This window comes from Microbulbifer sediminum (assembly GCF_021729035.1).
Lineage (GTDB): Bacteria > Pseudomonadota > Gammaproteobacteria > Pseudomonadales > Cellvibrionaceae > Microbulbifer > Microbulbifer sediminum.
The window spans coordinates 262,781-275,486 of record NZ_JAJSAP010000001.1 but is presented as its reverse complement, the minus strand read 5'-3'; the positions used below and the strand labels follow the sequence as shown (position 1 = coordinate 275,486).

Here is a 12,706-nt window from a genome sequence, read left to right as displayed (position 1 = left end):
GGTGCTGGACCGGCAACGGACCTGAAAAACAGTGATGCTGTAGCCGCGAATCCCAGAATAAACACAATAATGATTGTGAGGTGCCCGGTATGACTCCCGAGGAGAAGTATGCGCGCCTGAAGGACAGGCAGCCCCTGGATATCCTTTACCAGCGTGAGCGGGAGCACCCCGACCGCGTTTACCTGAGACAGATGCAGCAGCGCCGTTGGCGCGAGTACACCTGGGGTGAGGTGATGGACCGGGTGCGGCGGATTGCCACTTTCCTGCGGTCGCACTGTGAGCGCGGTGACCGGGTCGCCATCCACGCGAAGAACTGCGCTGACTGGATCCTGGTTGACTATGCCATCATGTTGGCAGGGATGGTGAGCGTGCCCCTTTACCCGGGCCAGTCCGCCGCCTCCATGCAGTATGTGTTACGGCATTCAGAGAGCAGGCTCCTGTTCTGCGGGGCCAGCGATGATAACAAGGCTCTCGCCGATGTGGCGGTAGCACTGCCCTCAATAGCCATCCAGCGCTGTGAGATCGAGTGTGATTACTCGCTGGAGGCTGTGGTTGCCGAGCACCCGCCTATGGTTGAATCGCCGCTCTATGACCCGGATGAGGTATTCACCATCATGTACACATCCGGTACCACCGGTAACCCTAAGGGAGTGATGCACACCTGGTCCGCTATTACCTTTGCAGTGCCGAATATGGTGCGGGGCTACGGCTACGACGAGAGCGATCGTTTCTTCTCTTACCTGCCCCTGGCCCATGCCGCGGAGCGTATTGTGGTGGAATTCCACAGCCTCTACTCGGGTACCCCGGTTCACTTCCCTGAATCCCTTGATACCTTCCTCGAGGATCTCCAGCGCACCCGCCCGACCCTGTTCTTCTCCGTGCCGAGGCTGTGGGCAAAATTCAAGGAGGGGATTGACGCAAAGCTCGCGCCATCGGTGCAGCGATTCCTGTTACGAACTCCTCTGGTCAGCCGTTGGTTCAAACAGAAAGTGCAGCGGGGGCTGGGCCTCGACCAGGCGCGTATGCTGGTTACCGGCGCCTCTCCCATCTCAATCGACCTGCAAAACTGGTATCACCGTATGGGGATGATGGTCGCCGATGGTTACGGCATGACCGAGAACTTTATCTATGGCTGCAACACTCACATGGGGGAGACACCGGTCCCGGGTACTGTGGGCAAACCGTTCTGGGACTGCGAGGTCAAGATCTCGGCGCAGGGCGAGGTCCTGTTCAAGAGCCGAGCCCTGATGAAGGGCTATTACCTGGAGCCGGAAAAGACTGCGGAAGTGCTGCGCGACGGCTATTACCATACCGGCGACGCAGGTTTTATCGATGATTCCGGCTTGCTGCATGTTACCGGCCGCTTGTCCGATACGTTCAAGACCAGCAAGGGCAAGTTTGTGCAGCCGGCAGAACTGGAAAACAGGTTTGGGGAGAATGCCTTGCTGGGGCAGGTTTGCGTCCTGGGACATGGTATGGATCAACCGGTCATGCTCGCCAGCCTTTCCGAGATGGCCCGGAAGCTTTCGCCCGTGAAAATTGCGGAAGAACTCCTGCAGACTCTTGATGATGTGAACCAGCAGCTCCAGCAGCATGAGCGGCTGCGGGCGATTTTTATCACCAGCCGGGACTGGACGCCCCAGAACAACCTGGCTACACCAACCCTGAAAATCAAGCGAAAGGCGCTTGAGGCTCAATACCGGCCGTGGATTGAAAACAACCAACAGCAGGTTGGGGTGATCTGGGAGGACTCCGAACCGGATAGGGGAGAGGCCGGCGGGGCCCGGCTCGGCGAACCTGGGATAGCCGATTGACATCGGTCGGCCCCTATCTCGCAGACAATCGAACATACGCCTGCCAAGACTTGCGCGACTTCACCTGCACGACGTCGATGGGGGGGATTGAAGATGGTGTTGTGCGCTGGAGGTCCTGGAGAAAACTCCAGGTTATATCGCGGATATCGTGGAAGCAGACGGTGCTGCCGCCTGATCAACTGTCCCGCGTGTCGCTAACACCGGGGCCCCATGTCCCTGTGCTTTTGTTCGCCGGAGGAGAGCCAGTATTTTCCTCAGCCAGCCACGTGAGGGTACCCCCGGCGTGGTGGCGGAAAGCAAGTTTGAAAATCTTTCCCCGGGGAACGGCTGGCGACAGGTCGCGGAGAATTTCCAGCCGCAACTCGCCCCGTGCCGGGTTGATGTCCACCAGGGCCGCATCGGTGAATTCAAAGTAATCCCCAACCAGAGGGAAAAGTGCCTTGAACAGGCTCTCCTTGGCAGAGAACAGCGTTATGGTGCCCTGGGCCCGACCGGCAAACACGCTCGCCAATAGATCCGCCTCCTCTTTGCTGGCAATGGCCGCCAGAAGCTCCTCGCACCCGTGCCGGGGATGGAATACCTCAAAATCGATTCCCAGCATGGTACTGGCGCCGGCCACGGCACAAATGGCGCGGTCCTCCGTGTGGGTGATGGAGCCACTGAAGCCAATGGGCCACACCGGTTGCCCGTGGCTGCCGATACCGATGCGGCGCTGCATCGAGCCCAGGCGGTACAGCAGCTGTCCCGCCAGGTAGCGGCCGGCGAGAAATTCTGCGCGACGTTGCGGTCTCGCCGTTGCGAGGGAGCGGGGAAAGGGCACCTGCAGGTCCCGGTAAAGCCGGTCTTCGTAATGGGTGGTAGCAAAGGTGATTTCAGCACAGACCCCGGAAAAACCCGGTAACTCGACAGTCGCTGCCGTTCCGGCAAAGTCCCGGGCAAATGCTCCGTGGGCAGCAGTCCTCTCCATGCTGTTGTCATCCCTGCCATTGTGTATTGCCGCCTGCCGGCGAATTGGTGCCAGCAAGCATGGATTTCACCACAGATTCACCCGATGGGGAATTTTCTGCAGGTGGGCGGGTGTCGCCCGGGACTCGGGCTGGGGAGGTGGGCCCGCCTGGCATGGCCGCAGGCGGGGGCATCGTGAAGCGGTGTCAGTGCCGGGCGCTGTAGGTCAGGCAATTGACCGAGTTACCGCTTTTGCCTACCTGGATACTGTCAGCCGAGCACTCGAAATCGTCATTGTGACTGCAGTCGGTCACCTTGCAGGCACCAACACCGGCGGTGCGGTCACTGTCGGTGTGCTGCGAATTGTCGAAAAAAGTGTCGCAGCCGGGGTTCGCGCCATCGCCGATGGTGATCGCGCGGGCGTGACAGGCGTCATCTGTGTTGAATGCGCACTGGGTAACGGCGCACTTGGCGACTTCCGGCATATCGGTGGCGATGATCATCTCGGGCCTCGCTGTGGTTTATCGGGCTTCCGCAAGCCTGGTTCAGGGAGCCTAGTCGAGTGTGGGACCCTGTCAAATCTGCTGCCGGCACTGCCGCCCGGCGTCGTTATTTCAGGGGGCTATCGATAGCAAGCCTTTATTCCAAAATTGAATCAATTTTACCCTTTAAATAGCGTCATGCCGATCGCAGGTGGAGTGACGTAGACGAAAGTCATACGAAGAGAAGGAGTTTTTATGATTCCGCACAAGACGCAGAGACTGACGAGCGCTATCGGAACCACTCTCGGAGGTATTGCCGCGGGAGCTGCCGGACTCGTGTTGTCGATGCCCGCGCTGGCGGCGGATCCCTACAAAAAGCCGGATGACAGCTGGATCAGTATCGCCGGCGAGGTGGTGAACGTGGAGGACGACCGTTTCTCCCTCGATTTCGGCGATGGCGCAGTTGTCGTCGAGATGGATGACTGGGACTGGTACCCGGAGGGCCGTGCGCTGCTGCCGGGCCAGGAGGTGATTGTTCATGGCCGGGTGGACGATGACCTGTATGAGCTGCGTACGATCGAGGCGAGCAGCGTCCATGTGGACAGCCTCAACAGCACTTTCTTCGCGAGCGCCCTGGACGAGGAAGATATTCCCAGCGTTTATGTGGGCAGCTACTTCTCCTTCCCGCTGGTCGAGGGGCGGGAAATGAGCCTCACGGGGATCGTAAAGGATGTCGACGGTCGCGAGTTCACCCTGGACACCGGTGTTCGTGAAATGCGTGTCGATACCGTCGGTATGGGCTACGACCCCCTCGATGACGAGGGCTTCCAGCGGATCGATGCCGGGGACTTTGTGAGCGTCTCCGGTGAGTTTGACCTCGGCTTTTTTGAGGAAAATGAGATCCGTGCCGACCGGGTACTGAGCCTGAGTCCCGAGGAGCGCGACTGACCTCAGCGCGCGCACTGGAGGCCCGGGCCTCCAGTCGCTGCAGGCTCTCAGGGGATGCCAGTCGGCATCCCTTTTTTTTGCCGGCTCAGTGACGGGTGCTGTAGGTCAGGCACTCCACCGAGTCGCCGCTCTTGCCCACCTGGATACTTTCCGCCGAGCACTCCAGGTCTTGATTGTGGGAGCAGTCGGTCATCTTGCAGGCGCCGACCCCCGCGGTGCGGCTACTGTGGGTATGGTTCGAGTTGTTGAAGAAGGTATCGCAGTCGGGGTCCGAGCCCTCGCCGATGGTGATGGCGCGGGCGTGACAGGCATCATCTGTGTTGAAGGCGCACTGGGTGACGGCGCACTTGGCGACTTCCGGCATATCGGTGGCAATGATCATCTTGGCCTCGCTTGGCTGCTTCCGGGGCGGGAGTGGGAGATATGTTGGAGCCTAGTCCAGCGAACCGGCTTGTCAAAGGTCGCTGGGGCAATCCTTGCGACCATTCGCTAATAGCTTCCGCCCCCGGGCTTCGGTTATAAAAGAAGTCGATGATTTGGGCGCTTCCCCGCAATTGGTGAATTGAGAGATGATCGGCAAACCCCTCCTGTTGTTGCTTGCCCTGGTATACGTTGCGCTGTTGTTTGCGGTTGCCTGGCGTGCTGATCGCGGGGGCGAGGCGGGTCGCTTTCGGCCGCTGGTCTACGGCCTCGCACTTGCGGTCTACTGCAGTTCCTGGACCTTCTTTGGCGGGGTGGGGCAGTCCACGGCCAGTACCTGGAGCTACCTGCCAATCTACCTCGGCCCCATCCTGCTGTTTGTCTTCGGTGGGGCCTTCCTGCGGCGCCTGCTGGTGGTGGGTGAGCGACAGAAAGTGACTTCGATTGCCGATTTCATCGGTTCGCGCTACGGCAAGAGTCGGGGCCTGTCGGCGCTGGTGGCGCTGCTGGCGATCGTCGGCACCCTGCCGTATATCGCGCTGCAGCTGCGTGCGGTGGCCATGGCCTGGGATACCGTCGGTGGTGGGGAGGGCAGTGAGTTCGTGAATCTGGATACAGCGCTGGTCACCGCGGTGCTGATGGGCCTGTTTGCAGTGTTTTTCGGCACGCGTCACCTGGAGGGTCGCGAGCGTAATCGGGGCGTGGTGGCCGCGATTGCCCTGGAATCACTGGTGAAACTGCTGGCCTTTGCCGCAGTCGGCGGCTTTGCCTGCTGGCTGTTGCTGGATGAGACGCTGGCTCTGGGGACGGTGCTGGATCGCCGCTGGGACCCGCTGGTGGTGGATGCCAATTTCCTGACCCAGACCCTGTTAGCCACCGTCGCGATCATCTGCCTGCCACGGCAGTTCCACATGGCCGTGGTGGAATACCAGGGGCCGCGGGACCTGCAGGCCGCGCGCTGGCTGTTGCCGCTTTACCTGGTCATGTTCTCTGTCCTGATCCTGCCCATCGCGATGGCCGGCCAGCCGCTGCTGGCCCAGGGAATGGCGCCCGACAGCCTGGTGTTGACCCTGCCCATGGCGGCGGACAGCAATGCCCTGACGGCGCTCGTCTATCTCGGCGGCTTCTCCGCGGCCACCGGCATGGTTGTGGTGGCCGCAGTGACCCTGGCGATCATGGTTTCCAATGAGCTGGTGGGGCCAGTCTGGCTGTACCTGAGCCGCTACACCCGGCTGTCTGCGGTGTCCTTTGGTAATTACCTGCGCCAGGTACGGGCTGCCAGCATCATGCTCCTGATGTTGATGGGATGGGGAGTACACCGGGCCATCACCGGCCTGGATACCCTGGCCCCCATCGGCTTGCTGTCCTTTGCCGCTGCGGCGCAGCTGGCGCCGGCCCTGGTGGCGGGACTCTACTGGCGCCGTGCCCACCGCAGCGGCGTCTGGGCAGGGCTTTCTGCCGGCTATGCGCTGTGGTTCTATTGCCTGGTGTTGCCGGCAATTTTCCCCGGGGCCAGTTGGGTGGAAGCGGGGCCCCTGGGGATCGGCTGGCTGCGCCCACGGGAATTCCTCGGGTTGTCGGGGCTCGATAGCCTGAGCCATGGTGTCTTCTGGAGCCTGCTGGCCAATATCTCACTGTTCTGGCTGGTTTCTCGCCGGTGTCGCCAGGGGGCCCGCGACCGGCGACAGGCAGAGCTGTTCGTGGGCAGTGGCGAGACAGTTCGGGATGAGAGTGTCGAGCTGGCGCCCACCAGCATTCCCATGGGGCAGCTGTACAGCCTGATGCGCCCCTTCGTGGGAGCGGGGCGCCTCGACGGGATCTGGCGGGGCTTTGAGCACCGCTCGGGGCAGCGCCTGTTGCCGGACGACCTGGCGCCGCGGTTCGCGGTGCGGGAAGCGGAGGGGGTACTGGCCGGCGTAGTGGGGTCTGCCACCGCTCACCAGGTGGTGGAGTTGCTACGGCGCAACCGGCCCCTCAAGGTGGAGGATATTGCCCGGCTGGTGGATGGAGCCTCGGAAAAGCTGCGCTTCAGCCAGGAACTGCTGCAGACCACCGTAGAGACCATCAGCCAGGGCATCAGCGTTGTGGATGCAGACCTGCGCCTGGTGGCGTGGAACCAGCAGTACATCGAGTTGTTTGAGTACCCGCCGCGCCTGCTGTATATCGGTTGCCCCATCGAGCGGCTGTACCGGCACAATGCGGAGCGCGGGCTCTACGGCGACAACCCGGACGACCTGGAGGCCCAGGTGGTGCGACGGCTCGACCTGCTGCGGCACGGCAGCGCCCACCGGTTTGAGCGGCGCCTGCCCAACGGCACCATCGTCGAGGTGCGCGGCACTCCCATGCCGGGTGGCGGCTTCGTTACCACTTTCACCGATATCAGTGATTACCGGGCCGCAGTGGATGCGCTGGAGGAAAACCAGCGTACCCTGGAGCAGCGGGTGGAACAGCGCACCGCCGAACTCGCCGACCTCCATGCCGCCAAATCCCGCTTCCTGGCCCACACCAGTCACGACCTGTTGCAGCCGATTAATGCCGCCCGACTGTTTATCGCCTCGGCGCAACAGAAGGCAGCCCGGGAAAACTGGCCGCAGGCCATGACCGATATTGCCGGCATCGACAGTGCTTTGCACTCCGCCGAACAATTGATTGGTGCGTTGAGGGAAATCAGCCGCCTGGACTCCGGTAAGCTGACGCCCAATCGGGAACACTTTCCACTGGATGAGTTACTGGCAGCCCTGGCCACCGAGTTCGGGGCCATTGCCGTGGCGCGGGGTCTGGAATTCCACTATGTGCCCTGCAACGCCTGGATCCACAGTGACCGGCAGCTGTTGCGGCGGATCCTGCAGAATTTCCTGGGCAATGCGCTGCACTATACCCGGCGCGGTCGGGTATTGCTGGGGGCCCGCCGCCGGGGGGGCGAGCTGGAAATCCAGGTCTGGGATACCGGGCCCGGTATCGCCCCGGAGGAGCAGGCCCGGATTTTCGACGAGTTTGTACGTCTGTCGGCCGCCGAGCGCGGCGCCGACAAGGGGCTCGGCCTGGGGCTCGCGATTGCCAGTCGCAGCGCCGGGCTGCTGGGGCATCCCATCGACCTGCGGTCGCAACCGGGCCGCGGCGCCATGTTTTCGATCCGGGTGCCGGTGGGCAGCGCCTCGGTGGGCCCGGCGGCATCACCGGAGGCGGCGGGGAATACAGAGCCGGGTGGCCTCCGGGGCCTGCGGGTGCTGTGCATCGACAACGAGGATGCAATCGTGCGTGGAATGCAGAGCCTGCTCGAGGGTTGGGGCTGCCAGGTAACAGTGGCCCACTCCCGCGAGGCCGCCCTGTCGCATGGAGCACTGGCCCCACCACCGGACCTGGTGATCGTGGATTATCACCTGGATAACGGGGAGACCGGCGTCGCCGCATTCGAGGCCCTGGTGCAGCTGTGGGCACAACGGGTACCCGGGATACTGATCAGCGCCGATATCTCGGGCCAGGTGCGTGACAGTGCCGGTATGGCCGGGCTCCATTACCTGCCCAAGCCGGTCAAGCCGGCGGCTTTGCGCAACCTGGTGCGACGGCTCAGGCGGGTTCAGGCTGTCGTGGCGGAGGGGTGAACTGGCCCGGGGGCTCGACATCCAGGCTGTTCAGGGCGAGCACGGCCTGGGTGCGGGAATTGACGCCCAGCTTGCGGAACAGGGCTGTCAGGTGCGCCTTCACAGTCGCTTCCGTCACATCCATTTCGTAGGCGATCTGCTTGTTGAGCAATCCCTCGCCGAGCATGGTGGCGACACGGAACTGCTGCGGTGTCAGCGTGGCGACCACGTCGGCGACGGCGTCGGTGGCGGACTCCTGCCGGGCGCAGAGCGCGGACATGCCTTCCGGCAGCCATATCTCGCCAGCGAGCACCTTCCCGATAGCCTCGGCAATGGTGTCCACCGGCGCGGACTTGGGCAGGAAGCCGCAGGCGCCGTGGTCGACCGCCCTGCACATCACCTCCGGTTTCTCGTTGGCGGAAACCACCATGACCGGCAACTGGGGGTGTTGGCCGCTCAGGAAGGCCAGCCCGCTGAAGCCGTGGGCTCCCGGCATATGCAGGTCGAGCAGCAGCAGGTCACAGTCGCCGTGCTCTGTCACGCATGCCTGCAGGCTTTCCATATCGTGCGCCTCGTATAGTTCCGCCTGGGGAAAAATCTGGCGAATGGATTGCTGCAGCGCACCGCGGAACAAAGGATGGTCATCGGCGACAATAAACTGGCGCCGGTCCGGGTGGGAATCGGATTGGATGCCCATAACTCCCTCATCATCATCGTCTGGGCTCACGGGGAGCCGTTTTAATTATTATGCCTAGTGTACGACGGGGCCGGGTCTTTTGGCCCAGGTTATGCCTCAGGATCGTGACCTTCAGGGCTATCGCAGTCGCCTCCTGCCTTCTTCGGGGATGGAGGCGGCGAGGTCGACAACCGGGCGGCGTTGTCCGGCCGCCCGGAAGGGGACTCCACCCGCCCCTATATAACCTATCAGCTGGACCCGCTCAGGCGGACTCTGCCAGGCGCTGGTGGTTATCGAGCAGCTGCGCTACCACCGAAGGATCGGCGAGGGTGGAAATATCCCCCAGCTGGTCGGATTCATCCGCAGCAATCTTGCGCAGGATGCGACGCATGATCTTGCCGGAACGGGTTTTCGGCAGGCCCGGTGCCCACTGGATAACATCGGGGGTGGCGATGGGACCGATTTCACTGCGGAGCCAGTCGCGCAGGGCGCGGTGCATGGCTTCACTGGGCTCCTCGCCGCTGTTCAGGGTGATATACACATAGATCCCCTGGCCCTTGATCTCATGGGGGTAGCCCACCACGGCTGCCTCGGCGACCGCAGGGTGGGCCACCAGTGCGCTCTCCAGTTCCGCGGTTCCCATGCGATGCCCGGAAACATTGAGTACGTCGTCCACTCGCCCGGTTATCCAGTAGTAGTGGTCATCGTCCCGGCGCGCGCCGTCCCCGGTAAAGTACATGCCGGGGAAGGTGCTGAAATAGGTGTCGACAAACCGCTGGTGATCGCCGTACACCGAGCGCATCTGCCCGGGCCAGCTGTCGAGTATGACCAGGTTACCCTCGGCGTTGCCTTCGAGCTGCCGGCCTTCGCCATCCACCAGCGCGGGTTGGATCCCGAAAAAGGGCCGGGTGGCGGAGCCGGGCTTCAGGGGGGTGGCGCCGGGCAGCGGGGTCAGCATGATGCCGCCGGTTTCAGTCTGCCACCAGGTATCCACAATCGGGCACTCGCTGCGCCCGAAGCTGCGGTGGTACCACCGCCAGGCCTCCGGGTTGATGGGTTCGCCGACGGTACCCAGCAGGCGCAGGGAAGAAAGGTCCGCACCGGCAGTGGGCTTTTCGCCCTCGGCCATCAGTGCCCGGATGGCAGTGGGGGCAATGTACAGGATGTCGACCTGGTGTTCGTCGACCACCTGGGCCACGCGCCGCACATCCGGGTAATTGGGTACTCCCTCGTACATGACCGTGGTACCGCCATTGGCCAGTGGCCCGTAGATCACATAGGAGTGCCCGGTGATCCAGCCCACATCCGCGGCGCACCAGAAGCGCTCTCCGCGACGGTAGTCAAAGACGTATTCGTGGGTGAGGGAGGCATAGGTCAGGTAGCCGCCGCCGGTGTGGAGCACTCCCTTGGGCTTGCCTGTGGAGCCTGAGGTGTAGAGGATGAAGAGGGGGTCCTCAGCGCCCATCTCCTCGGCCGGCGAATCGCTGTCCTGGGACCGGACCAGGGTGTGGTAGTCGACATCGCGGCCGGCCTCCAGGGAGGGCTCCCCGTCGGTACAGTTCACCACCACCACGGTATCCACGCGGGTCTCGCGACAGAGGTCCGCCGCCCGGTCCACATTTTCCTTCAGCGGCACTGACCGCCCCCCGCGCCGCCCGGCATTTGCCGTAACAACCACCCGTGACTGGCCGTCGTCCATACGCCCGGCCAGCGCCTCAGGGGAGAAACCGGCGAACACTACCGAGTGGATGGCCCCGATGCGGGCACAGGCGAGCATGGCGACTGCGGCCTGGGGGACCATCGGCAGGTAAATGGTAACCACATCGCCGCGTTGTACACCCAGGGATCTGAGTCCGTTGGCAAAACGGCATACTTCCTCGTGCAACTCGCGGTAACTGATCTCGCGGCTGACCCCGGGTTCATCCCCCACCCACAGGATCGCGGTGTCGTCCCCGCGTTCGGGCAGGTGGCGATCCAGGCAATTTGCGGCCACGTTCAGGGTGCCGTCGGCAAACCAGCGGATATGCAGGTCATCGCGGGCGAACGAGACATCCCTGACCTGGGTGAACGGTTTGATCCAGTCGAGACGCCCGCCCTGCTCTCGCCAGAACCCCTCATTGTCCTCTATCGAACGCCGGTACATTTCCCGGTAGGCATGGTCGTCGAGCAGGCTGTTCCAGGCATACGAATCCGGTACGGGGTAGAGCGTTGGTTCTTTCATCATGCGCGCCTCGGTCTGGTTTGATCACATTGATCACTGCGGATTTATGGATTGCTGCGCATTTTGTCACCGCCCCATTGCAGTCGCGTATTAGACAAAAGTCGAATTCGCATAAGGGCGAAAGCCCCGCGCTGCCCGTGAGCACCTAGACATTGGTCTAATCCGGGGCATGACTTAGACCAATGGTTAATACCCCCGATTGCCGGGGCAGGTTTTGATACTGGCTGTCAGCAGTCCACTCAAACAGCGATGAGGGAGAGGTAATGACCAGAACAACAAATAAATTCGTGGCTCGCCTCTCGGCGGGCCTGCTTTATTCGTCCGTTGGCGCGCTGGCGCTGGCCCAAACGGAGTCGCCCACCAATGAGGAATTGCAACTGCGGATCCAGGAGCTACAGGCACAGGTAGCGACCCTCGCAGAGCAGGCGCGGGAAGCGCGCGACCGGGAGGCGCCGGTGCGGGACCCGGAGCCCACGCAACCTGCCGATGGTGAGACACAGCTGGAGATTGGCGGTTACGTGAAGCTGGACAGCGCCATCAGTGACTATTCCGATGGCGCTGCGGCCACTGCCGGTATCGGCGAGGACTTCCTGGTTCCCTCCACTATTCCGGTGGGGGGCGAGAGCGGCGCTGCCAAGTACAACGCCCACGCCAAGTCCACACGGTTGTTCGTGAAGACGCGAACGAAGTTTGGTTCGGGGCAGGTCAACACGCACCTGGAGATCGATGCCATGGCCAGCGGCCAGGGCGATGAGCGGATCAGCAACTCCTATGCGCAACGCCTGCGCCATGCCTATGTCGACTGGCAAATGGCGGCAGGGCGCTCCCTGCTGGCGGGCCAGACCTGGTCCACCTTCTTCAATGTTGGCGCATTACCCGAGGGCATGGACTTTGTCGGCCCGGTGGGTACGATTTTCGAGCGCCAGCCACAGCTGCGATATACCCACGGTATCGGCAGTGGCAGCCTGCAAGTTGCGGCGGAAAACCCGGCCACAACGCTGTACAGCGGCACGGAAAACCCCTACGACGACAACAGCACCCCGGACTTCGTGCTGCGCTACAACAACAGCGCCGGCGGCTTGAGTTATTCGGTGGCGTCGATGAGCCGCGAGCTGGCGTATGACCGGGATACCGGCCAGGAGTCGCGCCGGGGTTTTGCGATCAGCCTGTCCGGTAAGTACCAGCTGGGGGCAGACGACATCCGCTTTATGTACAGCTACGGCAATGCGCTGGGCCGCTATATGGGACTGAACAGCTACCGTGCCGGGATCATCGATCCGGAGGGAGACATCGAGCTGATCGACCAGTCCGGGGGCTTCGTGGCCCTGCGGCATTTCTGGAGCGAGAAATGGCGCTCCAACCTGGTTCTGTCGATGACCAGTGCCGACAATCCGGAGCTGGTTACGGACACAACCGCCGCGGAGTATCGCAGCGCCCACCTGAACCTGCTTTACTCACCCTTGCCGCAAATGACACTCGGCGGCGAGTACATCTTTGCCAGTAAGCAGCTGGAAAACAGCAGCGGGACACTGGCCGATGATGAGGGCGACTTGCAGCGAATGCAGTTTTCCGTCAAATATGCCTTCTAGACCCGGAAAGTGATAACAATAAACCTGGAG

At 62.4% G+C, this 12,706-nt stretch carries 9 protein-coding genes; 4 read left to right on the top strand and 5 right to left on the bottom strand.

Features of this window, described 5'->3' with window-relative positions:
- Nucleotides 1-89: 89 nt before the first annotated feature.
- A complete protein-coding gene (locus LVD11_RS01130; RefSeq protein ID WP_237055109.1) occupies nt 90-1,814 on the top strand; it encodes an AMP-binding protein in 1,725 nt (574 codons plus the stop codon).
- 175 nt (nt 1,815-1,989) lie between these two features.
- On the opposite strand, the gene LVD11_RS01125 is transcribed toward LVD11_RS01130, so the two are convergent.
- Nucleotides 1,990-2,781, bottom strand: a complete 792-nt coding sequence (locus tag LVD11_RS01125) for a 4'-phosphopantetheinyl transferase family protein (RefSeq protein WP_237055107.1) — start codon at nt 2,779-2,781, stop codon at nt 1,990-1,992.
- Between the two features lie 184 nt (nt 2,782-2,965).
- Nucleotides 2,966-3,262 (bottom strand): DUF1540 domain-containing protein, encoded by a 297-nt coding sequence (locus LVD11_RS01120; RefSeq protein WP_237055105.1) that lies wholly within the window; start codon nt 3,260-3,262, stop codon nt 2,966-2,968.
- Nucleotides 3,263-3,496: 234 nt separating this feature from the next.
- Between LVD11_RS01120 and LVD11_RS01115 the strand changes: the two genes are divergently transcribed.
- Nucleotides 3,497-4,189, top strand: a complete 693-nt coding sequence (locus LVD11_RS01115; RefSeq protein WP_237055103.1) for a single stranded DNA-binding domain-containing protein — start codon at nt 3,497-3,499, stop codon at nt 4,187-4,189.
- An 85-nt stretch (nt 4,190-4,274) separates the two neighbouring features.
- Here the strand turns inward: LVD11_RS01115 and LVD11_RS01110 are convergent, their stop codons facing one another.
- A complete protein-coding gene (locus tag LVD11_RS01110) occupies nt 4,275-4,571 on the bottom strand; it encodes a DUF1540 domain-containing protein (RefSeq protein ID WP_237055101.1) in 297 nt (98 codons plus the stop codon).
- 187 nt (nt 4,572-4,758) lie between these two features.
- Here LVD11_RS01110 and LVD11_RS01105 point away from each other — a divergent pair, with 187 nt between their 5' ends.
- Nucleotides 4,759-8,211: a hybrid sensor histidine kinase/response regulator gene (locus LVD11_RS01105; RefSeq protein WP_237055099.1), complete on the top strand. Its 3,453-nt coding sequence runs from the start codon at nt 4,759-4,761 to the stop codon at nt 8,209-8,211.
- On the opposite strand, the gene LVD11_RS01100 is transcribed toward LVD11_RS01105, so the two are convergent.
- Complete coding sequence (locus LVD11_RS01100) at nt 8,177-8,887, bottom strand: response regulator (RefSeq protein WP_237055097.1); 711 nt, start codon at nt 8,885-8,887, stop codon at nt 8,177-8,179. The two genes, LVD11_RS01105 and LVD11_RS01100, sit on opposite strands and share 35 nt — an antisense overlap.
- A gap of 241 nt (nt 8,888-9,128) precedes the next feature.
- Entirely contained in the window at nt 9,129-11,087 is a 1,959-nt protein-coding gene (gene acs, locus LVD11_RS01095; RefSeq protein ID WP_237055771.1) for an acetate--CoA ligase, read from the bottom strand.
- Between the two features lie 263 nt (nt 11,088-11,350).
- Here acs and LVD11_RS01090 point away from each other — a divergent pair, with 263 nt between their 5' ends.
- A complete protein-coding gene (locus LVD11_RS01090) occupies nt 11,351-12,676 on the top strand; it encodes a DcaP family trimeric outer membrane transporter (RefSeq protein ID WP_237055095.1) in 1,326 nt (441 codons plus the stop codon).
- Nucleotides 12,677-12,706 lie beyond the last annotated feature (30 nt).

Bases quoted from the DNA above. Each gene is read 5' to 3' on its own strand.
- LVD11_RS01110 (WP_237055101.1), bottom strand. From the start codon at position 4,571: ATGATCATTGCCACCGATATGCCGGAAGTCGCCAAGTGCGCCGTCACC.
- acs (WP_237055771.1), bottom strand. From the start codon at position 11,087: ATGAAAGAACCAACGCTCTACCCCGTACCGGATTCGTATGCCTGGAAC.
- LVD11_RS01100 (WP_237055097.1), bottom strand. From the start codon at position 8,887: ATGGGCATCCAATCCGATTCCCACCCGGACCGGCGCCAGTTTATTGTC.
- LVD11_RS01090 (WP_237055095.1), top strand. From the start codon at position 11,351: ATGACCAGAACAACAAATAAATTCGTGGCTCGCCTCTCGGCGGGCCTG.
- LVD11_RS01125 (WP_237055107.1), bottom strand. From the start codon at position 2,781: ATGGAGAGGACTGCTGCCCACGGAGCATTTGCCCGGGACTTTGCCGGA.
- LVD11_RS01115 (WP_237055103.1), top strand. From the start codon at position 3,497: ATGATTCCGCACAAGACGCAGAGACTGACGAGCGCTATCGGAACCACT.
- LVD11_RS01105 (WP_237055099.1), top strand. From the start codon at position 4,759: ATGATCGGCAAACCCCTCCTGTTGTTGCTTGCCCTGGTATACGTTGCG.
- LVD11_RS01130 (WP_237055109.1), top strand. From the start codon at position 90: ATGACTCCCGAGGAGAAGTATGCGCGCCTGAAGGACAGGCAGCCCCTG.
- LVD11_RS01120 (WP_237055105.1), bottom strand. From the start codon at position 3,262: ATGATCATCGCCACCGATATGCCGGAAGTCGCCAAGTGCGCCGTTACC.